This window comes from Sulfitobacter sp. DSM 110093, assembly GCF_022788715.1.
In the GTDB taxonomy this organism is placed as follows: domain Bacteria; phylum Pseudomonadota; class Alphaproteobacteria; order Rhodobacterales; family Rhodobacteraceae; genus Sulfitobacter.
The window spans coordinates 759,648-778,608 of the sequence record NZ_CP085167.1; the positions used below are offsets into that span (position 1 = coordinate 759,648).

At 58.7% G+C, this 18,961-nt stretch carries 21 protein-coding genes; 10 read left to right on the forward strand and 11 right to left on the reverse strand.

Features of this window, described 5'->3' with window-relative positions; genetic code table 11:
• Positions 1-8 precede the first annotated feature (8 nt).
• The 3 genes from atpD (at position 9) to DSM110093_RS03645 (ending at position 2,347) form a co-directional block, all read left to right on the forward strand.
• The gene (atpD, locus tag DSM110093_RS03635; RefSeq protein ID WP_243266730.1) at positions 9-1,433 is read left to right on the forward strand and encodes a F0F1 ATP synthase subunit beta; all 1,425 of its coding nucleotides are present in this window, start codon (positions 9-11) and stop codon (positions 1,431-1,433) included.
• Between the two features lie 12 nt (positions 1,434-1,445).
• The gene (locus DSM110093_RS03640; RefSeq protein ID WP_067629565.1) at positions 1,446-1,886 is read left to right on the forward strand and encodes a F0F1 ATP synthase subunit epsilon; all 441 of its coding nucleotides are present in this window, start codon (positions 1,446-1,448) and stop codon (positions 1,884-1,886) included.
• A gap of 110 nt (positions 1,887-1,996) precedes the next feature.
• Complete coding sequence (locus tag DSM110093_RS03645) at positions 1,997-2,347, forward strand: H-type lectin domain-containing protein (protein ID WP_243266731.1); 351 nt, start codon at positions 1,997-1,999, stop codon at positions 2,345-2,347.
• An 81-nt stretch (positions 2,348-2,428) separates the two neighbouring features.
• Here the strand turns inward: DSM110093_RS03645 and DSM110093_RS03650 are convergent, their stop codons facing one another.
• Positions 2,429-3,448, reverse strand: a complete 1,020-nt coding sequence (locus tag DSM110093_RS03650; RefSeq protein WP_243266732.1) for a ribose-phosphate pyrophosphokinase — start codon at positions 3,446-3,448, stop codon at positions 2,429-2,431.
• A 102-nt stretch (positions 3,449-3,550) separates the two neighbouring features.
• On the opposite strand from DSM110093_RS03650, the gene DSM110093_RS03655 reads away from it, so the two are divergent.
• Both DSM110093_RS03655 and DSM110093_RS03660 read left to right on the forward strand, forming a co-directional pair.
• Positions 3,551-4,147, forward strand: a complete 597-nt coding sequence (locus DSM110093_RS03655) for a 2-hydroxychromene-2-carboxylate isomerase (RefSeq protein ID WP_243266733.1) — start codon at positions 3,551-3,553, stop codon at positions 4,145-4,147.
• Entirely contained in the window at positions 4,144-4,941 is a 798-nt protein-coding gene (locus DSM110093_RS03660; protein ID WP_243266734.1) for an alpha/beta hydrolase, read from the forward strand. The genes DSM110093_RS03655 and DSM110093_RS03660 overlap by 4 nt, the downstream gene beginning before the upstream one ends.
• Before the next feature lie 4 nt (positions 4,942-4,945).
• On the opposite strand, the gene DSM110093_RS03665 is transcribed toward DSM110093_RS03660, so the two are convergent.
• From DSM110093_RS03665 to DSM110093_RS03695, 7 genes are all read right to left on the reverse strand, one after another.
• On the reverse strand, positions 4,946-5,980 hold the full coding sequence (locus tag DSM110093_RS03665) for a beta-eliminating lyase-related protein (RefSeq protein ID WP_243266735.1): 1,035 nt from the start codon (positions 5,978-5,980) through the stop codon (positions 4,946-4,948).
• The gene (locus DSM110093_RS03670) at positions 5,980-6,450 is read right to left on the reverse strand and encodes a YcgN family cysteine cluster protein (protein ID WP_243266736.1); all 471 of its coding nucleotides are present in this window, start codon (positions 6,448-6,450) and stop codon (positions 5,980-5,982) included. The genes DSM110093_RS03665 and DSM110093_RS03670 overlap by 1 nt, the downstream gene beginning before the upstream one ends.
• Positions 6,447-7,379 (reverse strand): bifunctional riboflavin kinase/FAD synthetase, encoded by a 933-nt coding sequence (locus DSM110093_RS03675; protein ID WP_243266737.1) that lies wholly within the window; start codon positions 7,377-7,379, stop codon positions 6,447-6,449. The genes DSM110093_RS03670 and DSM110093_RS03675 overlap by 4 nt, the downstream gene beginning before the upstream one ends.
• 62 nt (positions 7,380-7,441) lie before the next feature.
• Positions 7,442-7,885: a MaoC family dehydratase gene (locus tag DSM110093_RS03680; protein ID WP_243266738.1), complete on the reverse strand. Its 444-nt coding sequence runs from the start codon at positions 7,883-7,885 to the stop codon at positions 7,442-7,444.
• A gap of 89 nt (positions 7,886-7,974) precedes the next feature.
• Positions 7,975-8,847 carry a TIGR01459 family HAD-type hydrolase gene (locus tag DSM110093_RS03685; RefSeq protein WP_243266739.1) on the reverse strand — a complete coding sequence of 291 codons (873 nt, stop codon included), beginning with the start codon at positions 8,845-8,847 and terminating at the stop codon, positions 7,975-7,977.
• 50 nt (positions 8,848-8,897) lie between these two features.
• Positions 8,898-9,818 carry a manganese-dependent inorganic pyrophosphatase gene (locus DSM110093_RS03690; RefSeq protein WP_243266740.1) on the reverse strand — a complete coding sequence of 307 codons (921 nt, stop codon included), beginning with the start codon at positions 9,816-9,818 and terminating at the stop codon, positions 8,898-8,900.
• Positions 9,819-9,917: 99 nt separating this feature from the next.
• Positions 9,918-10,271, reverse strand: a complete 354-nt coding sequence (locus DSM110093_RS03695) for an MmcQ/YjbR family DNA-binding protein (RefSeq protein ID WP_243266741.1) — start codon at positions 10,269-10,271, stop codon at positions 9,918-9,920.
• Positions 10,272-10,335: 64 nt separating this feature from the next.
• On the opposite strand from DSM110093_RS03695, the gene DSM110093_RS03700 reads away from it, so the two are divergent.
• From DSM110093_RS03700 to groL, 3 genes are all read left to right on the forward strand, one after another.
• The gene (locus DSM110093_RS03700; protein WP_243266742.1) at positions 10,336-11,016 is read left to right on the forward strand and encodes a DUF2161 family putative PD-(D/E)XK-type phosphodiesterase; all 681 of its coding nucleotides are present in this window, start codon (positions 10,336-10,338) and stop codon (positions 11,014-11,016) included.
• A 166-nt stretch (positions 11,017-11,182) separates the two neighbouring features.
• The gene (gene groES, locus DSM110093_RS03705) at positions 11,183-11,470 is read left to right on the forward strand and encodes a co-chaperone GroES (protein ID WP_007119008.1); all 288 of its coding nucleotides are present in this window, start codon (positions 11,183-11,185) and stop codon (positions 11,468-11,470) included.
• A 64-nt stretch (positions 11,471-11,534) separates the two neighbouring features.
• Positions 11,535-13,181 carry a chaperonin GroEL gene (gene groL, locus DSM110093_RS03710; RefSeq protein WP_243266743.1) on the forward strand — a complete coding sequence of 549 codons (1,647 nt, stop codon included), beginning with the start codon at positions 11,535-11,537 and terminating at the stop codon, positions 13,179-13,181.
• 108 nt (positions 13,182-13,289) lie between these two features.
• Here the strand turns inward: groL and DSM110093_RS03715 are convergent, their stop codons facing one another.
• Together DSM110093_RS03715 and DSM110093_RS03720 are read right to left on the reverse strand one after the other, a co-directional pair.
• A complete protein-coding gene (locus DSM110093_RS03715; protein ID WP_243266744.1) occupies positions 13,290-13,718 on the reverse strand; it encodes a response regulator in 429 nt (142 codons plus the stop codon).
• Between the two features lie 23 nt (positions 13,719-13,741).
• Entirely contained in the window at positions 13,742-15,556 is a 1,815-nt protein-coding gene (locus tag DSM110093_RS03720) for an ATP-binding protein (RefSeq protein ID WP_243266745.1), read from the reverse strand.
• Positions 15,557-15,874: 318 nt separating this feature from the next.
• Between DSM110093_RS03720 and DSM110093_RS03725 the strand changes: the two genes are divergently transcribed.
• Both DSM110093_RS03725 and DSM110093_RS03730 read left to right on the forward strand, forming a co-directional pair.
• A complete protein-coding gene (locus DSM110093_RS03725; RefSeq protein WP_243266746.1) occupies positions 15,875-17,293 on the forward strand; it encodes an extracellular solute-binding protein in 1,419 nt (472 codons plus the stop codon).
• Positions 17,294-17,666: 373 nt separating this feature from the next.
• Positions 17,667-18,515, forward strand: coding sequence for a DMT family transporter (locus DSM110093_RS03730; RefSeq protein ID WP_243266747.1), 849 nt, complete (start codon positions 17,667-17,669; stop codon positions 18,513-18,515).
• On the opposite strand, the gene DSM110093_RS03735 is transcribed toward DSM110093_RS03730, so the two are convergent.
• Positions 18,481-18,945, reverse strand: a complete 465-nt coding sequence (locus tag DSM110093_RS03735; RefSeq protein WP_243266748.1) for an NUDIX hydrolase — start codon at positions 18,943-18,945, stop codon at positions 18,481-18,483. The two genes, DSM110093_RS03730 and DSM110093_RS03735, sit on opposite strands and share 35 nt — an antisense overlap.
• Between the last annotated feature and the right edge of the window lie 16 nt (positions 18,946-18,961).

Below are 18,961 nucleotides of genomic sequence, written 5' to 3' on the forward strand. Positions count from 1 at the left end.
GAAACGACATGGCAAATGCTGTCGGTAAAATCACACAGGTCATCGGCGCTGTCGTTGACGTTCAATTCGAAGGCGACCTGCCGGAGATTCTCAACGCGCTGCACACCGAAAATCAGGGCAAAACGCTGGTTCTCGAAGTGGCGCAGCACCTTGGCGAAAACACGGTTCGCGCCATCGCGATGGACGCCACCGAAGGTCTGGTGCGCGGTCAGGCCGTAACAGACACAGGCGACCAGATCCGCGTGCCCGTGGGCAACGCCACACTGGGCCGTATCATGAACGTCACCGGCGATGCGGTTGACGAACAGGGTCCGGTAAACTCTGACGCGACACGCGCCATTCACGGCGAAGCGCCTGAGTTCGCTGAGCAGTCGACCGAGACACAAATCCTCGTGACAGGCATCAAGGTTATCGACCTTCTGGCGCCTTACACCAAGGGTGGTAAAATTGGTCTCTTCGGCGGTGCGGGCGTTGGTAAGACCGTTCTCATCATGGAACTGATCAACAACATCGCCAAAGTGCACTCCGGTCTATCGGTGTTCGCGGGCGTGGGTGAGCGTACCCGTGAAGGTAACGACCTTTACCACGAGATGATCGAATCCGGCGTTATCGTCCCTGACAACCTCGTCGATTCGAAAATTGCGCTGGTCTACGGCCAGATGAACGAACCTCCCGGTGCGCGGATGCGGATCGCCCTGACCGGCCTGACACTGGCCGAGCAGTTCCGCGACGAATCCGGTTCCGACGTTCTGTTCTTCGTCGACAACATCTTCCGCTTCACACAGGCCGGTTCCGAAGTGTCCGCTCTGCTGGGCCGTATTCCTTCCGCTGTGGGCTACCAGCCGACACTGGCGACCGACATGGGCGTGATGCAGGAGCGGATTGCGTCGACCAAATCCGGTTCGATTACCTCCGTTCAGGCCGTTTACGTTCCTGCGGATGACCTTACCGACCCGGCGCCTGCAACATCCTTTGCCCACCTCGACGCGACAACGGTTCTTGACCGTTCGATCTCGGAAAAGGGCATCTACCCGGCGGTTGACCCGCTTGGCTCCACCTCGCGTCTGCTCGACCCGCTGATCATCGGCGACGAGCACTACAAGGTGGCGACAGACGTGCAGCAGGTGCTTCAGCGCTACAAATCGCTTCAGGACATCATCGCCATTCTCGGCATGGACGAACTGAGCGAAGAAGACAAACTGACCGTGGCACGTGCGCGTAAGATCGAGCGTTTCCTCAGCCAGCCCTTCGACGTGGCGAAAGTCTTTACTGGTTCCGACGGTGTTCAGGTGCCGCTGGAAGAGACAATCTCGTCCTTTAAGGCCGTGGTTGCCGGTGAATACGATCACCTGCCCGAAGGTGCCTTCTACATGGTTGGTGGCATCGAAGACGTGAAGGCGAAAGCCGAGAAAATGGCGGCAGACGCCGCTTAAGGAGCGCTGACAATGGCAGACACAATGCAATTCGACCTCGTTTCGCCGGAACGGCGGCTGGCATCGATGCAGGTGACGGCCGTGCAGATTCCGGGCACTGAGGGCGACATGACGGCCATGGCCGATCATGCGCCCACCATCACCACCCTGCGTCCGGGCCTTCTGCGCGTGGAAGGGCCGGAGGGCACGTCTGAATATGTCGTGACCGGCGGTTTCGCCGAAATCGGCGGTCAGGGCGGCGTGTCTGTGCTGGCGGAACGTGCCGTGGCGCGTGCCGACATGACGCAGGAGCAGATGGACAGCATGGTGGCAGAGGCGCATGCCGTCTACACCCGCGCCAAGGACAACTGGGAAAACGAACCCGGTCCCGTGGATGACGCAGCCAAGCTTCTGGCCGATATGGTTGCCGTTGGCGATCACATCGGATTGTCGAGTAAACAGCCCAGCCTGTAATGCTTTGAAAATCAGTGAAAAGCCCCGCCTCGGCGGGGCTTTTTGCTTTTATGCCTCCCCCTGCTGCGGCATCATTGCGCGGTGACCCTAGATGCAAGCAGGCCCGAGATATGAAACGACTTCGCAGCCATACCATCGGCGTGGACAGTGGCGATGTCATGCTGTTTTCTGAGTTCGAAGACGGCGGATCGATGTGGACGGGCGAGGGCCAGCGTGAACGCCGCCGCCGGATCAGCTTTTCCGAGCCCTTCCGAGAGCCTCCGCATGTTCAGGTGAGCATGTCGCTTTGGGACATCGACGCCAGCACCGTCACCCGCGCTGATATCGGCGCCGAGGCGGTGACCGAGGCCGGCTTTGACATGGTGTTCCGCACATGGGGCGACACCCGCGTCGCACGGGCGCGTTTGGCATGGACAGCGATTGGCGCGGTGGGAGAGGATGACGACTGGGTCGTCGGCTAGGTGCATCGCTCGGTGGGAGAGAGCGGCCCAGCAGGGGGGAGGGCGGCCCGCTGGGACCAGCCCTAGATCACAGCCTGCGGCTTAGCTTGCCGCGTACATTCCGTCATAGATCGGGCCCAGCGTTTCCGCCTCGAACAGCGAAGAGACCGAGGTGCCGTTCCAGATGTTCAAGATCGCTTGGGCAAACATCGGCGCGGTCGGGACGATGCGGATGTTCGGCGCTTTCTTGATCGCAGGGGTCGGCGCGATGCTGTCGGTGATGACAAGCGATTTCATGACCGAATTGGCCACACGCTCAACCGCCGGGCCGGACATGACACCGTGTGTAATGTAGGAGTGCACTTCATTGGCGCCGTTCTCCAGCAGCACTTCGGCGGCTTTGCACAGCGTGCCGGCGGTGTCGCAGATGTCGTCCACGATCAGGCAGGTCTTGCCTTTCACGTCGCCGATCACGGTCATTTCAGCCACTTCGCCCGCCTTCTCGCGGCGTTTGTCGACGATCGACAGGGGCGAGTTGATGCGTTTGGCCAGTTCACGCGCACGGGCCACGCCGCCGACATCGGGGCTGACGACCATCAGCTCATCCATCCGGTCTTTGAAGGCGTCTTTGATATCCAGTGCAAAGATCGGCGAGGCGTAGAGGTTGTCGACCGGGATATCGAAGAACCCCTGAATCTGCGCGGCGTGCAGGTCCATAGTGAGGATGCGCTCGATGCCGCTTCCGGTCAGCATGTTGGCGACCATCTTGGCGGTGATCGGCGTGCGAGCCTTGGTGCGGCGATCTTGGCGGGCGTAGCCGAAATAGGGCAGCACGGCAGTGACACGCGCGGCCGAAGACCGGCGCAGCGCGTCGGCCATGATCATCAGTTCCATCAGGTTGTCGTTCGCGGGGTTCGATGTGGGCTGGATGATGAACATGTCCTCACCGCGGACGTTCTCATAAACTTCGACGAAAATCTCGCCGTCGTTGAACCGTTCGACCCGCGCATCGACGAGCCCCACGTTAACGCCGCGATGCAGCGACATGCGCCGCGCGATGGCCTTGGCAAGCGGCATATTGGCATTGCCTGATATCAGTTTTGGTTCTGAAGTGCGTGGCATAGGGGCTCCGGAGCAGCGGTAGGTTGCAGATTCGTGACGTTGACACCGCTTAGCATGCGCTTACGGTCTGGCAAAGCTGCACCGCCCCCGAAGGAGAGCCAAATGGCCCGGATCGATTATTTTTTCGCAACCCTGTCACCCTATTGCTACCTTGCCGGGAATCGGCTTGAGGCAATTGCTGAAAAGCACGGTGCTGAGATCGTGTACAAGCCTTTCGACATTATCGCGGCCTTCCCCCGCACGGGTGGCATGCCTCCGGCAGAGCGGCACCCAAGCCGCAATGAGTACCGCGCCCAAGACCTGCCGCGTCAGGCGCGCAAGCTGGGTCTGCCCTTCAACCTCAAGCCCGCGCATTGGCCCACCAACGGCGCGCCTGCGGCCTATGCGGTGATCGCCGCGCAGAATGCCGGTGGCGGTGATCTGGGCAAGCTGACCCATGCCATCACCCGCGCTGTCTGGGCCGAAGAAAAGGACATCGGCCATGACGATGTGGTCCGGGCGTGTCTGGAAGAGGCGGGTTTTGACCCCGATCTGGCGAACAGCGGCTTGCTGCAAGGGGCCGAGACCTATGCCGCCAACCTTGAGGAAGCCGTCACTCAAGGTGTCTTTGGGGCGCCTTTCTATATCGTTGGGGATCAGCGGTTCTGGGGGCAGGACCGTCTGGAAGATCTTGATCTGCACCTCGGGGGCAAGCTGTGATCCCAGAGGTCAACGCGCGCCGTTTCGGTCACGGCCCGCGCCCGGCCTTGGCGATCCATTGCTCGCTTGCGCACTCCGGTGCGTGGCGGGGCGTTGGGGCTGCCCTGTCGGACGAGCTGACCCTGCGGGCGTTCGATCTGCCGATGCACGGGCGGTCGGGCGATTGGGACGGGCAGGGCAATATCCACGACGTGGCAACCGACATGGCGCTCAGCCTGCTCGAAGCGCCGATGGACCTGATCGGCCATTCCTTTGGCGCGACGGTCGCGCTGCGGCTGGCGATCGAGCATCCCGAGTTGGTGCGCAGCGTTACCTTGATTGAGCCGGTCTATTTCGCCGCAGCCAAGGAGGATGATCCTGACGCGATGGCCGAATACAACGAACAGAATATGGCATTTGAGGCCGCCTTGGTCGAGGGCGACAAGGAGACCGCTGCACGGCTGTTCAACCGGGTCTGGGGCGATGGCACGAAATGGGACCAGATTCCCGAACCGACCCGCGCCTACATGGTGGATCGGATCGGTTTCATCCCCGCCTCTTCGCCCTTCCTCGGAGAGGACAGCGCCGGGTTGCTGGCGCCGGGCATGTTCGACCGCGCGTCAATGCCCGCGCTGTTGGTAGAGGGAAGCGCGTCGCCCAAAGCGGCGCTTGCGATCAATGCGTCGCTGATGCGCCGCCTGCCGAACGCACGGCGGGTTTCAGTCGAAGGGGCAGGGCATATGGTGCCGATCACGCACCCCGCCGAAGTCGCCGAAGCGATACGCGATTTCCTGAACGACCTGCCGCTGGCGTGACTGCTTAGAAGTGGCTTAGGAACTGGTCGATCTGGTCGCGGCTGATCGACCAGTCGCAGACCATCCGCGCGGCCAACATCTCGTCATCGTCGCCCTCCAGCGTGCCATCCCAGAGGTAATAGCGCGCGCCTGCATCATGCAACTTGCGGTGAATGGCGCGGGGGAAACGGGCGAAGATCATATTGGCCGCGGGCTCATGCAGAAACTCTGCCCCGGCCTTGCGCAAACCTTCGGCCAGATAGGCAGCATTGGCATTGGCAGCCGTAGCCGTTTCCAGCCAAGCGCCGTCCGCGAGGTAGCCCGCCATCTGCGCCGAGAGAAAGCGGTGTTTGGAAAACAGATGCGCCCCGCGCTTGCGGCGTAGTTCAAACTCCCACGCTTTTTTGGGGTCGAAAAAGACGACCGCCTCGACACCCATGCAGCCGTTCTTGGTGCCGCCGAAGCTGACCACATCAACGCCAGACTTCCACGTCATCTCAGCTGGCGTGCAGCCCAAGGCCACCAGCGCATTGGCAAAACGCGCGCCGTCCATATGCACGGGCAGGTCGTATTCCTTGGCCACCGCTGTCAGGGCCTGCAATTCTTCAAGGCTGTGCACCCCGCCGCGTTCCGTCACCTGTGTGATCGACACCGGGCCGCGTTGCGGCGTGTGCACATCGCCCGCCGCCCGCGCGACGATGGCGCGGCGCAGGGCGTCGGGGGTCATCTTGTCGTCGGTTTCTACCAGTGTCAGCTTGGCCGCACCTGCGTAGAACTCCGGGGCGTTGCACTCATCCTCTTCGATATGCGCGACCTTGGAGCAGAAGATTGTCTGCCACGGCTGGGTATAGCAGGCCAGCGCAAGCGCATTGGCCGCGGTGCCGGTGGCGACGAGGTAAACCTCGGCCTCAGGTGCCTCAAACTGTTCGCGAATCTGCGCGCGCACCTCATCCATGATCGAGTCTTTGCCGTAGGGCATGGCGTAGTCGCTGTTGGCGGCGATCACGCGCTCCATCACCTTTGGGTGGACGGGGCCGGCGTTGTCAGAGGCGAAAAACATCAGGTGGGCTCCTCGATAATATGGTCTTCCCATTCTTCGAACGGGGTATCAAATTCGGACACGGTATCAAATTGCACGCTGACCCCGGCGTCATGCACGCTGTCGGGGGTGCCGGTCAGCAGGGGGTGCCACTCGGGCAGGGGCTTGCCCTCCCACAGCAGGCGGTAAGCGCAGGTCTGCGGCATCCAATAGGCGTGGGTATCAAGGTTGTCAGGGCGTAGCACGATGCAGTCGGGCACGAATTCATGGCGGTTCTCGTAATGCACACAGCGGCAGGTGCTATCATCAAGCAGGCGGCAGGCGACGCGGGTCAGGGCTACTTCGCCGCTGTCTTCGTCTTCAAGCTTGTTCAGACAGCATTTGCCGCAGCCATCGCAAAGCGCCTCCCATTCGGTCTGCGACATCTCTTTAAGCGGCTTCTTCTCCCAAAATTTCGGGGCAAGGCCCTTGCGGGGAATCGGGTCGCTCATAAGACCTCCAGAATGGCGCGTGCGCGGGTGCAGTCGGCGTCCATCTGGGTAATCAGCGCGTCGAGGCTGTCGAACTTTTCTTCTCCGCGCAGATGTTCGACCAAGGCGATGGACAGCGGAGTGCCATAGAGATCACCCTTGAAATCAAAGAGATAGGTTTCAAGGTTGGCTTTGTTTTCACCGAACATCGGTCGCACGCCAAGGCTCGCCGCGCCGTGGTAGCTGCCTTGATGCGGCCCTTTCAGCACGTCCACCAGAACGGCATAGACGCCAAAGGCAGGCGGGTGCAGCCCGTCGATGGACATGTTCGCGGTCGGAAACCCAAGCTCGCGACCGCGCTGCTCGCCCGAGATCACAGGCCCGTCGATGCGGTGCCAATGACCCAACATCGCCGCCGCTTCGCGGGTGGCACCGCGGGTCAGTGCTTCGCGGATCGCGGTTGAGGACACGGTGAGGTCATCGCGCTCCATCAGCGGGGCGATGGTGACGCCGAAACCATATTGCGCGCCGAAACTGACGAGATCTTCCGCCGTGCCCGCGCGACCCTTACCAAAGCAGAAGTCTGCGCCGACAACCACATGCGCCAGCCCAAGCCCTTCGTGCAGCACGTCGCGGGCGAATGCCTCGGGCGTAAGCCCCGCAAGCGTACCGTTAAAAGCCAGTTCATAAAGCCGTTCGACGCCGATCTTTTCGAGCCGATGCGCGCGGGCTTCGCGGCCCATCAGGCGAAAGGGCGGGGCGTCGGGGGCGAAATATTCGCGGGGATGCGGTTCAAAGGTGACCACACCGAGGGGCGCATCGGGGGCGGCGCGCTGCGCCAATTCGATCACCGACCGGTGGCCAAGGTGCACGCCATCGAAATTGCCAATCGCGGCGGTGGCACCGCGATCTGGCAGGTCGACGAATTGATAATCTCGGATGATCCGCATGTGCCTTGCCTAGCTGCGCGACGGCGTGAGGGCAAGATGCTCAGACAGCGAAAACCGTCCCCTCAGTCGAGCTTGGCCGAGGGGGCGAGCACCGTCGCTTCACCGGCAAGAACCGGTTTGCCATCAACCGAGCAACGGCAATCCATTTTCACGCGGCGTTTGGCGATGTCTATGTCGGTCACGGTGACTTCGGCCAGCACCATGTCGCCGGGGCGCACGGGACCGAGGAATTTGAGTGATTGACCAAGGTAGATCGTGCCGTGGCCGGGAAGCTGCTCACCAATCACCGCAGAGATCAGCCCCGCCGTTAGCATCCCGTGGGCGATACGCCCTTCAAAGATCGTGTCGCGGGCATAGTCGTCATCCAGATGCACCGGGTTATGATCGGTCGAAACCTGCGCGAACATTTCGATATCCGTGTCGGTGACGACCTTACGCAGGTGGCGCGTCATCCCAATTTCGATGTCTTCGATGCAGATCGTTCCGCGCGGCATATTGTCCAACATGACGGCTCCTTGGTAATAAAGTGGCGCTGTGGCGCGACTGGATGCAACTTTATTACTTCGCAGTTGCAGAAAATCAAGTCAAATTTGGCTTAGCGCAGGAAACCGATCGCATAGGTAGGGGCAGAGGCTTCGCGCGTGAGGTATGACTTTAGCTTTTCCTTGTCCGGTTGATCGGTGGTCGCGGTTTCCGACGCGGCCAGCCCACCGGTAATGAACAGCGAATCGATGCCCTCGCCTATCGCGCCTTTAACATCCGTAAGAATGCCGTCGCCGATGCAGAGGATGCGGTTGTCGGGGATGTCTACGTCAAGCGTGGCAAGGCGGCGGCGTGCAAGGTCATATATCGGGGCGTGTGGCTTGCCGAAGTAAAGGCTCTCGCCGCCCATTTCGGTATAGAGTGCAGCCAGCGCCCCGGCGCACCATTCACGCACCTCGCCCCGGTCGACCACGATATCGGGGTTGGCGCAGAGCAGTTTCAGGCCGCGCGCGATGGCCTGCTCAAATTCGGGGCGCATCACGTCGGGGTCGGCCATCGGATCAAGAGGGCCGGTGCAGACGATGCCTTCGGCCTGATCCAACGGGACTGTTTCGACTTCCACCGGGTTGTCGAGAATGGACAGCGGCTCAAAGAACTTGCGCTCGCCCGGATTGCCAATGAACCAAACCTTCTCGCCCACCGCGCCGCGGAACATGGCAGAGCGCGCGGAATCGCCCGATGTGGCGATGCTGTCCCATGCGTCTTCCGGCACGCCAAACTGCTGCAACTGTTTCTCAACACCCGTGCGGGGGCGGGGGGAGTTGGTCACCAACACGACCTTGCCGCCGGTTTTGCGATAGGCCTGCAAGGCGGCCACCGCATCGGGCAGCGCTTTGCGCCCGTCATGCACGCAGCCCCAGAGGTCGACGAAAAGCGCGTCATATTGACCGGATACGTCGGGCAGGGCGGAAATAATGCGGGTCATGTTGCGGCCTTTCAAAAAGCGAGGGCGGGCGCTTGGCCCGCCCGATTGGCTTACATCTTAAGGTTGGGAATGATCTGCTTTTTGCGGCTCATCACGCCGGGCAGCACGACCGTGTCGCCGGAGACCTCGGCGCCAAAGCTCTGCTCGGCGATGTGTTTGACCATGTCGTTGGGCACCAGCAGCGTCGCCTCTTCTTTCAGGATATCGACGATGAACAAGAGCACCTGCGCGGCACCGTCGGCTTCGGCCACTTTCGGCATCTCGGCCATCAGTGCGTCCTTACGCTCCAGCAGCGGCGCGGGGGAGGTGGTTTCCAGCACGCTCACGCGCAGGTTGGTGCCGTCGAGATCGAATTCCTTGCTGTCCATGCGCAGCAGTTCCGCTTCGCTGAAGGACGACACGTCGGATTTCGCGGCGAACATCTCCGCGGCGTAGTCGCTGATGTCGACGCCCAAGTCCCGCGCGATGTCTTCGGCGATTGCGCGGTCTTCTTGCGTGGTGGTCGGGCTGCGGAATTCCAGCGTGTCAGACAGGATGCACGACAGGGCAGCCGCTTTGACGCCACGCGGGGCTTGCGCCCAGTGTTTGCCGATCATCTTGAACATGATGGTCGCCGTGCAGGCGAGCGGTTGGATGTTGATCTCAATCGGTCCGCGTGTTTCCAGCCCGGCCACCAGACGGTGGTGGTCGATGATGCCGGTGATATCGGCGTCATTGATGTTGTCGGGCAGTTCAGCGGGGTTGTTGGTGTCGACGATCACAACCTTGGTGTCGGCCTCAAGCGTGGTCAGGATTTCGGGCTTATCAAGGTTCCATTTGTCGAGCATGAACAGCGCTTCGGTGTTCGGCTCGCCCAGCAGGACCGGCTTAGCGGGAATGCCTTTGATTTCATTCAGATACCAAGCCCAAACGATCGGGCTGCCGGTGCTGTCGGTGTCGGGGGATTTATGGCCAAAAACAAGAGTTGTCATCGGGGCGGTCCTGTCTGTTCGGGTGGATTTGCGCGCCTTATAGCAGGTTGAATAGGCTTGTCACGCGCGCCTGCCGCATTGCGGCATTGCGTGAAGAGCCTAGAGGCCCAGTTCAGCGCGCTTCTTTTTTGTAAGGGCGGCGGCGATCATGTCATAGGAGGCACGTATGTGATCACGCAGGCTGTCTTCGCTTAGGCCGGGTTCGGCGTAATGCTGTATCCATTTCAACCCGCGTGAGGCCAGATAGGGGGCGGGACGCAGTCCGGGACTGTCTGAAAGCACCTCGAATCCAAGTTCGGTCACCTTGAAGGTAAAGGCGGGCGCATCCTCGGCCCAGCCGCAGATGGCAAAGACCTTGCCGCCGACCTTCCAAACATCTGCGTTGCCCCATTGCACAACATGGGTTGTCTGGGGCAGGGCGGCGCAGAAGGCGTTGAATTCATCGCGGGTCATGGCGTCACTCTAGGGGCGCACGGCCCCTTTGCATAGCGTCGCGCGATGGGGCAAGTTGCCCGACATGAGCACCCCTCGCGAAACCGATCTTTACCCGCCGATCAAGGCTTTCCTTGAGGAACAAGGCTATGTGGTCAAAGCCGAAGTCGGCGCGGCGGATGTGGTGGCGGTGCGTGGGGCAGAGCCGCCTGTGGTTGTGGAGTTAAAGCTCGGCTTTTCGCTGGCGCTGTTTCATCAATGCTTGGCGAGGCTCAAGGTGTCTGATGACGTCTACCTTGCCGTGGCCCGCCAACCCGGCAAACGCTTTGCCAAGGCGGTGAAGGACAACGTCACGCTGGCGCGGCGGCTCGGGCTGGGGCTGATTACAGTGCGGCTGTCGGACGGATTGGTTGAGGTGCATTGCGACCCCGGCCCCTACGCCCCGCGCAAGAATGTCAAACGGGCGGCGATGCTCTTGCGCGAATTCGCGCGGCGGCAGGGGGATCCCAATGATGGCGGCCAAACCCGCGCGGGGCTGGTCACCGCCTACCGTCAGGATGCGCTGAAGTTGGCGATGTTTCTTTTTGAGGCCGGGGCGAGCAAAGGCGCGGATGTGGCTCGGGCGACCGGTGTCTCGGCGGCAACCCGCATGATGCGCGACGACCACTATGGTTGGTTTGAAAAGGTCGACAAGGGCATATACGGGCTTACCCCATCAGGGGCTGAAGCCGTGGCGACAGCGGGTCGCATTCTGGGCGCTGGTTAACAGTTCCTGACTGCGCAAAATTTTTTGATGCCGTTGTTGACAGAACTCAGAACGCTCCTTAGCTATGCATCGTTATCACTCACATGGGTCGAGTGCTAACGGCTGCACCCCTCGGACGGAGGGGGTGGCTTGGAAGAGTAACTTTGAGCCTTAAGGAGCTGCAAAGATGGCATTGAAACCGCTTCATGACCGTGTGCTGGTAAAGCGCACAGAAAGCGAAGAGAAAACCGCCGGCGGGTTGATCATCCCTGATTCCGCCAAAGAAAAGCCTTCCGAAGGTGAAGTCGTTGCCGTGGGCACCGGCGCACGCAAGGACAACGGCGAGCTGATCGAAATGGCCGTCGCACCCGGCGACAAAATCCTGTTCGGCAAATGGTCCGGCACAGAGGTCACCGTCGAAGGCGAAGAAATGCTGATGATGAAAGAAAGCGACATCATGGGGATCATCGCGTAAGCCACCCGGCTTGCCGACCCTTTGAAGACGCTCACATCAATCCAAGATTTTAGGAGAAGACAACATGGCTGCTAAGGACGTCAAATTTGACACCGATGCCCGCAACCGGATGCTCAAGGGTGTTAACATCCTCGCCGATGCGGTGAAAGTCACACTCGGCCCCAAAGGCCGGAACGTGGTTCTGGACAAATCCTTCGGCGCACCGCGCATCACCAAAGACGGTGTATCCGTGGCGAAGGAAATCGAACTGGAAGACAAGTTCGAAAACATGGGCGCACAGATGGTCAAGGAAGTTGCTTCCCGGACCAATGACGAAGCAGGCGACGGCACCACCACCGCGACTGTTTTGGCCCAGGCCATCGTCAAAGAAGGCATGAAATCGGTTGCCGCTGGCATGAACCCGATGGACCTGAAGCGCGGCATCGACCTCGCAACTTCCAAAGTCGTCGAAGCGATCCGCGCCGCGGCCCGTGACGTATCCGACAGCGACGAAGTCGCACAGGTTGGCACCATCTCCGCCAACGGCGAGCGTGAAATCGGTCGTCAGATCGCAGACGCGATGCAGAAAGTCGGCAACGAGGGTGTCATCACCGTCGAAGAGAACAAAGGTCTGGAAACAGAGACCGATGTCGTCGAAGGCATGCAGTTCGACCGCGGCTACCTGAGCCCCTATTTCGTCACCAACTCCGACAAAATGACTGTCGAGCTGGAAGACGCGATCATCCTGCTGCACGAGAAGAAATTGTCGAGCCTTCAGCCGATGGTTCCGCTGCTCGAGCAGGTGATCCAGTCGCAGAAACCGCTTTTGATCATCGCGGAAGACGTTGAGGGCGAAGCCCTGGCGACACTCGTCGTGAACAAGCTGCGTGGCGGTCTGAAGATTGCTGCTGTGAAGGCACCGGGCTTCGGTGACCGTCGTAAAGCCATGCTGCAAGACCTCGCGGTTCTGACCGGTGGTCAGGTGATCTCCGAAGATCTGGGCATGAAGCTTGAGTCCGTGACCATGGACATGCTGGGTTCGGCCAAGAAAGTCGCGATCACCAAAGACGAGACCACTGTTGTTGATGGCGCGGGCGAGAAGGCCGAGATCGAAGCACGTGTTGCTCAGATCCGTAACCAGATCGAAGAAACCACCTCCGACTACGACCGTGAGAAGCTGCAAGAGCGCGTTGCCAAACTGGCAGGCGGTGTTGCTGTGATCCGCGTCGGTGGCATGACCGAAGTCGAAGTGAAAGAGCGCAAAGACCGCGTAGACGACGCCCTGAACGCGACACGTGCCGCTGTTCAAGAAGGCATCGTTGTTGGCGGTGGTGTTGCTCTGGTTCAGGCGGGCAAAAAGCTCGAAGGCCTGGCTGGCGACAACAACGATCAAAACGTTGGTATCTCCATCGTGCGCAAAGCACTGGAAGCACCGCTGCGTCAGATCGCTGAAAACGCTGGTGTCGACGGTTCGGTTGTTGCCGGCAAAATCCGCGAAAGCGACGACCTGAAGTTCGGCTTCAACGCTCAGACCGAAGAATATGGCGACATGTTCAAGTTCGGCGTTATCGACCCGGCCAAAGTCGTTCGCACAGCTCTGCAAGATGCGGCGTCCATCGCTGGTCTGCTGATCACCACCGAGGCGATGGTTGCTGACCGTCCGTCCAAGGAAGGTGCCGGCGCTGCTATGCCCGACATGGGTGGCATGGGCGGTATGGGCGGCATGATGTAAGCCAGCCCAATTGGCTCAAGAACCTGAGGCGTGCCAGCAATGGCGCGCCTTATTTTGTTTCATGGTAAAGGGTTTGAGGCTTTCACCTCGCGCATTGATCCCTTGCACTCAACACGGCAATTCGACAATCCGCGCATAGGCATTGAGCATATCCAACGCATTGGCAAAGGTTTCTGACGGGTTTTCCTTTACGATATAGCCAGCAATATTCTTGCTATAGGCTGATTGAACGTCTGTGGGCATATCAGAGGTTGTGAAAACGAAGATCACCATACGCTCCAATGCGGGATCGGCCCTGACGATTTCCAAAAATTCCAAGCCGCCCATACGCGGCATATTTAGGTCTAGGGTGATAATGTAAGGCGGCAGACGCCCATGCCGTTTTACCTCCTCCGCCAGAAACTCCAGCGCATGTTGACCGTCGTGGCAGACCGCCGTTTCGTTCACGATTTTTAGCTTGCGCATCGCCCGTTGCATGGCCATCACGCTGACTTTGTCATCATCAACAATAAGAAATTTTGCGGCAGTCGTTTTCATTCAGCGATCCTTTGTGACTTGCATCATGCTGCCGCCGCCAAAGGCGGAGCAGGACGTTGCGATGGCGGCACCTGAGGCAGTTCGACAACAAAGGCAGAACCGCGGCCTTTGTCAGGGTTCGATATCAAGCTGACTTTACCTTTTTGATGGATTGCCAGCTTACTTACGATTGCAAGGCCAAGTCCGCTCCCTTCAACTTCATCACGTGATTTAAGGGTTTGGAATAATTCAAATATCTTTTCTTGATGCCGCAGTTCGATTCCAGGCCCATCATCTTGTACAGTTAAGATCAAGCGATCGCTGGCGATCTTGGCGTTGACATGAATTGTCCCATGGCCGCGGTCATGATGCTTGATCGCGTTTGAGATGAGGTTTCCGAGAATTTGTTGCAACGGCGAGAGTTGCACGTCTATCGGTTGGTCAGTGCCGCTGAAGGTGATTTTGAACCGACCTTTGGTATCGATAAAGCGTGCTTGGTCTGACACCAGCTGCCCGATATTCACCGGCTCGGGAACGGGGTGATCTTGGCCAGCACGGGCATAGTCCAACAAATCGTTCAGCAATCGGTTCAGGCGATCAATACGCTGTTGAGCCATCAGTAAATATTCGCGACTTTCTTCGCTGAGGGCGTTTTCATCGTCCTCCAGCACCCAGAGGCTTAATTCATGCACCGCGCGCAGGGGAGAGCGCAAATCATGCGCGGCCACATAGGCAAACTTCTCGAGCTCAATGTTGGAGCGGCGCAGTTCCTCTGCCGTACGGCGAAACACGACCAAAGCGCGGGCCATCTCTCCCAGTTCATCGCGTCCGCAAACGGTAATGGGGTGATCAAGGTCCCCTTTGGCGATGGCTGTGACGGAATTGGTTAACCTTTGGATGCGACGGTTGAATTGTCGCTCGATCACCAATCCGTTGGTCAGTACGATGGCGATAAGGGCAAAGATCACGGTAAGGCCAACAATCCAAATGACCCGGTGAATTGTATTGCTTAGGTTGTCCGTTGCGCGATCTACAAACTGCAAAGTGCTCTGCGTCAGGTCTGAAGACAGGTTAGATAGCTCGACAATCATGGGCAGGTGTTCCGCTTGCAACGCATTGAAACTATCGCGAAATCGTAAACGTGCTGCTGTATGTACAAAAAAGCCATTTAGGGGATCGAGTAGGTCGTCGCGTAGCGCGGCGATTTGACGTGCCAACGATTGCCGCGCGTCCATTTCAGCAATGTGAGGAAGACGGGTAATGGCATTTTGCAAATGCTCGTTTACCAAGAGCTTTGCGCGTTCGAGACGAAGCGGTTTTTCTTGCAGGCCCTGGTTGATAATAATGTTGTTAAGTGCGTCAATACTCAGGCGAATATCATTTAGTGTACGCGCGTTTAGCATCAGGTCAGAAAAATCTGAGCTGAGCTCCGCGAGGGCGTTATTGACCGAAGCGCGATTTACATCCGCTTCGCTTAAGAGTGCTTCAGTCCTTGTTGAAAGTTGATAAGCCAGGTCATCAATAATTAAATGGCTTTGCTCCTGTAATTGCTCGGCGCGATCAAGGGCCGCTGCAATTTGGGTATCGATAAGTCGCATTTCCCGATGGCTCAGAAGCGTTGCGGCAGTAGCACGCTGCAACGCTTGTAATTGCCCCTCTAACCGTACCACGAGCGGCGAGGGTATTCCCAAATCCTTAAGGTCATCCAGCAGCTCAATGACTTCGTCAATCTTCATGGCCAAGCCTTTCTCAAGGCTAACGGACGAAGCTGTGGCATCTGTTTGGGTTAGCTGTTCAATAAGGAGGAAGGCGCCGTTTAATGACCGCTCGATGCGTTGCGAAAGAGCCATCATCGGCATAGCAGATTGGCTTAGATGAGCTTGGCTCGTGAGCACGGACCGCATCTGCGCCGTGGCGGATAATCCTGCTGCGCCGATAATCGCGGCAATCAGAAGGAGGCCCGCCCTTAGTCGGGTGCTAATTCGGCTGGCAAAAAGTTGCAGCAATCGCCAAGGAGAATGCGTCGTAACCATGCCACGTGAATAGTCGGCAGCGATTAACGCAATGTTAATCGCTGCCGACCTAAAACCAATTTAACAGCAGCAGATGGTTATCGGGTCAGCGGCGACTTGGAAGGGGACGATGTGCTAAATGGACGCGGGCTCACGAGAAGAAAGATGACTTTGGGCCTGGGGGCCGGACTGGGCGCGATGGTAGTCGGGCCAGCATTCGGTGGCGCGGCGATCGATGTGCAGGTGGCTGCACAGGCGCGTGAAGTGGCGGACAAAAGCCGCCCTCTTTCAGTGCTGTTGCCGCAAGGGTCGCGTGCTAATCTTGGACCGGTTGCCGCAGCTTTTACGGCCCAAACCGGGGTCAAAGTTACTTTGAAAGAGGTGCATATTGATCAAATTAACGCCGAACTGATGCTAAATAGCGTATTGGGTGAAGCGAAATACGATGTCGCCCTACCTGCTACTTTTGGCGTGGCTGACCTTGTAGCGGCGGGTGCTATCCACCCCTTGGACAACTATGCCGCGCGTTACGAGCCCAAGGAATTCCGTAACGCGATGCTCTATCAAGAGGGCGATAGATTTGATGGTCAGACTTATGGTTTCCAAACTGACGGCGACGCATATGTAATGTTTTACCACCGCGAAATGCTGCACGACCCTGATACGCAGGCACGTTATGCAGATCGCTTTGGCTATTCTCTTGCCACACCAAATACTTGGGAGGAGTTGGATCGGCAGATTCGGTTTTTTAATGCGCCAGCGGCTGGCCGCTATGGCGGGTTGTTGTTCCGCACACCCGGCTACCTCGCATGGGAATGGTGGGTTCGGTTCCATGCGAAAGGTTACTGGCCTCTTTCGCCCGATATGACACCGCAAATTGCGGAGGAGGCGGGCATAACGGCTTTGGAGGAATTGATTGCGATTACAGACTGTCTCGTTCCCGAGACGTCCAGTCTTGGGTTGTTTGAAAATTGGTCGCGATATGCGAAGGGCGATGTGTATTGTAACATTGGCTGGGGCGGCACGCAGAAATACCTGAACGCTCCACAATCACCGATGCGGGGGCGAATGGTGCATGGCCCCACGCCGGGCGGGAGAGTTAGGAATGAAGTACTGCCGGCCCCCTATTTTAACTGGGGGTGGAGCTTTGTCGTGAGTACGGCGTCAACCCAGAAGGAACTTGGTTACTTATTTGCTCTCTTTGCGGTCACGCCAGCTATGTCGACGCTCGCTGTCCGGCAACCGGACGGATTTTTCGATCCTTACCGTGAAGAACACTACAGGGATCCGGGCGTGCAAGATGCCTATTCGGAGCCTTTTTTAAAGGTGCAGCGCGCTACGCTGAAGGGGGCCATTCCTGATCTCTACCTCAAGGGGCAATCAGAGTATTTTCAAACGTTGGGGAGAGGGTTGGACAGGGCTCTGCACGGGGACGTGACGCCGCAGGTGGCCTTAACGCGAGTGGCCCAACAGTGGCAGCTTATCACGAGCCGGGCAGGGCGTGAGAGTCAGGTTAAGAGATGGAGCCAACTTCGTAGTAAATACCCGCCAGACGCGCGCCGTTTGCTGCGGGATGTCGCATAATGCAGGCGATACGCATGATGGTAACGCGTAGCCTAAGCACCTTATTCGATGACAGCACTTTGGTTTGCCACAATATGACGCAATCGTTTTTGAATATTCTCCTCTACACGGTTCCGCCTTCGACCCAGCCGCCGCGGGGTATGAGGCAATATGCAGAGGAACTTTTCTGTCTTTTGAGGCTGTAACTGTAATTCTATTCGACCGCTATTAGAACCGCCCGAGTGGAGTGCCGAAGGCGCCGAGGTATCCGGGGGTAAAGGTAGGTGCATCGGTGCTCGATCCGATTGCTCTGATGATCACGACCCCGCTAGATTGTCAGAACAGCGCGTTTGCGGGCTTGGCGCACACTGCTATCGACGCTAAGCGAAGGGCTATGCAGCTTTTCCTTCTCTCCGCCCTCACCATGTGCGCCTTTGCGGCCAATTCCATTCTGACGAGAATGGCGATTGATGGGGGGCATATTGATCCCGCGGGATTTGCTCTTGTCCGGGTCGGTGCGGGCGCCATCGTACTGGCGGTCTTGGTCACGCTGCGGGGCGGACGGTTGCCGCTGTTGCGGCGCAACCGGATCGGCGGAGCAGTGAGCTTGGCTGTCTATATGATCGGTTTCAGTCTTGCTTACATGACGTTGGATGCCGGATTGGGGGCCCTTATTCTATTCGGTGTGGTGCAGATCACCATGTTCACATACGCCGCGCTTACCGGTGCGACACCAACAGGACGGCAAATATCAGGCGCGGTAGCGGCCTTTGCTGGGCTGGTGGTCGTTCTCTGGCCGGACGGGCAGAGTTCAACAGATATCATTGGTGCCGGGCTTATGGTGCTCGCTGGAATGGGGTGGGCGGCCTATACGATCATTGGTCGCACATCGGGCGATCCTTTGGCGGCGACTTCGGCCAACTTTCTTCTTTGCCTACCTTTTATGCTTATTTTGCCTGCGTTTGCAGGCGGGCATTTCACCGCGACTGGCATGTTAATGGCTGCGCTCTGCGGCGGGGTGACTTCGGGCCTTGGTTACGCTTTGTGGTATGCGGTGTTGACCCGGCTTGATGGCGCTACGGCTGCAGTTGCGCAACTCAGTGTGCCGATTATCGCCATCCTTGCCGGCTCTATACTTTTGGGAGAACCGCTCAGTCTTACCCTGCTTCTGGCGACTGCGTTGGTCTTGGGCGGGATTGCTTGGGCGCTTAGCGCAAGATCGGCTCCAACGGGTCATAGGTAATCGCCGCATCCGCAGGAGCGAAAGCAACCGAACCAAGGCTGTCAGGCTTATGCGGTATCTGCGCCAGTTCGGCTTGGGTTACCCATTGATGGCGGGTGACAATGGCCTCGCGATCCTGCCAGTCGGGGGCGATTTCGGCTGGGCCGAGTAGGTGACAGCGAAAATATATATCAACTTGATGAAAATCGCCTTCGGGGTCGTGAAATTCATTCACCAGACAAGGAGCCCCTACGGAGATATCCAAACCGGTCTCTTCAAAAACCTCGCGCCGCAGATTGTCGGGCAGGGAGGCACCGGCCTCTACTCCGCCACCGGGGGCGCACATCAGGCCGAGCCGGTTGTCGGCATAAGCGTTCACCAGCAGCAGCCGACCTTCGTGCAGCAGTATTGCGCGGGCAGCCAATCGGGGACAGGGGCGGGGCATCGGCATACTTTCGTCAGGTAAC

Coding starts and splice junctions, on each gene's coding strand:
- DSM110093_RS03730 (WP_243266747.1), top strand. CDS start 17,667: ATGCAGCTTTTCCTTCTCTCCGCCCTCACCATGTGCGCCTTTGCGGCC.
- DSM110093_RS03735 (WP_243266748.1), bottom strand. CDS start 18,945: ATGCCGATGCCCCGCCCCTGTCCCCGATTGGCTGCCCGCGCAATACTG.
- DSM110093_RS03655 (WP_243266733.1), top strand. CDS start 3,551: ATGGCCCGGATCGATTATTTTTTCGCAACCCTGTCACCCTATTGCTAC.
- DSM110093_RS03665 (WP_243266735.1), bottom strand. CDS start 5,980: ATGTTTTTCGCCTCTGACAACGCCGGCCCCGTCCACCCAAAGGTGATG.
- DSM110093_RS03690 (WP_243266740.1), bottom strand. CDS start 9,818: ATGACAACTCTTGTTTTTGGCCATAAATCCCCCGACACCGACAGCACC.
- DSM110093_RS03670 (WP_243266736.1), bottom strand. CDS start 6,450: ATGAGCGACCCGATTCCCCGCAAGGGCCTTGCCCCGAAATTTTGGGAG.
- DSM110093_RS03715 (WP_243266744.1), bottom strand. CDS start 13,718: ATGAAAACGACTGCCGCAAAATTTCTTATTGTTGATGATGACAAAGTC.
- groES (WP_007119008.1), top strand. CDS start 11,183: ATGGCATTGAAACCGCTTCATGACCGTGTGCTGGTAAAGCGCACAGAA.
- DSM110093_RS03680 (WP_243266738.1), bottom strand. CDS start 7,885: ATGTTGGACAATATGCCGCGCGGAACGATCTGCATCGAAGACATCGAA.
- DSM110093_RS03685 (WP_243266739.1), bottom strand. CDS start 8,847: ATGACCCGCATTATTTCCGCCCTGCCCGACGTATCCGGTCAATATGAC.
- DSM110093_RS03725 (WP_243266746.1), top strand. CDS start 15,875: ATGACTTTGGGCCTGGGGGCCGGACTGGGCGCGATGGTAGTCGGGCCA.
- groL (WP_243266743.1), top strand. CDS start 11,535: ATGGCTGCTAAGGACGTCAAATTTGACACCGATGCCCGCAACCGGATG.
- atpD (WP_243266730.1), top strand. CDS start 9: ATGGCAAATGCTGTCGGTAAAATCACACAGGTCATCGGCGCTGTCGTT.
- DSM110093_RS03720 (WP_243266745.1), bottom strand. CDS start 15,556: ATGCCGATGATGGCTCTTTCGCAACGCATCGAGCGGTCATTAAACGGC.
- DSM110093_RS03645 (WP_243266731.1), top strand. CDS start 1,997: ATGAAACGACTTCGCAGCCATACCATCGGCGTGGACAGTGGCGATGTC.
- DSM110093_RS03700 (WP_243266742.1), top strand. CDS start 10,336: ATGAGCACCCCTCGCGAAACCGATCTTTACCCGCCGATCAAGGCTTTC.
- DSM110093_RS03650 (WP_243266732.1), bottom strand. CDS start 3,448: ATGCCACGCACTTCAGAACCAAAACTGATATCAGGCAATGCCAATATG.
- DSM110093_RS03695 (WP_243266741.1), bottom strand. CDS start 10,271: ATGACCCGCGATGAATTCAACGCCTTCTGCGCCGCCCTGCCCCAGACA.
- DSM110093_RS03675 (WP_243266737.1), bottom strand. CDS start 7,379: ATGCGGATCATCCGAGATTATCAATTCGTCGACCTGCCAGATCGCGGT.
- DSM110093_RS03640 (WP_067629565.1), top strand. CDS start 1,446: ATGGCAGACACAATGCAATTCGACCTCGTTTCGCCGGAACGGCGGCTG.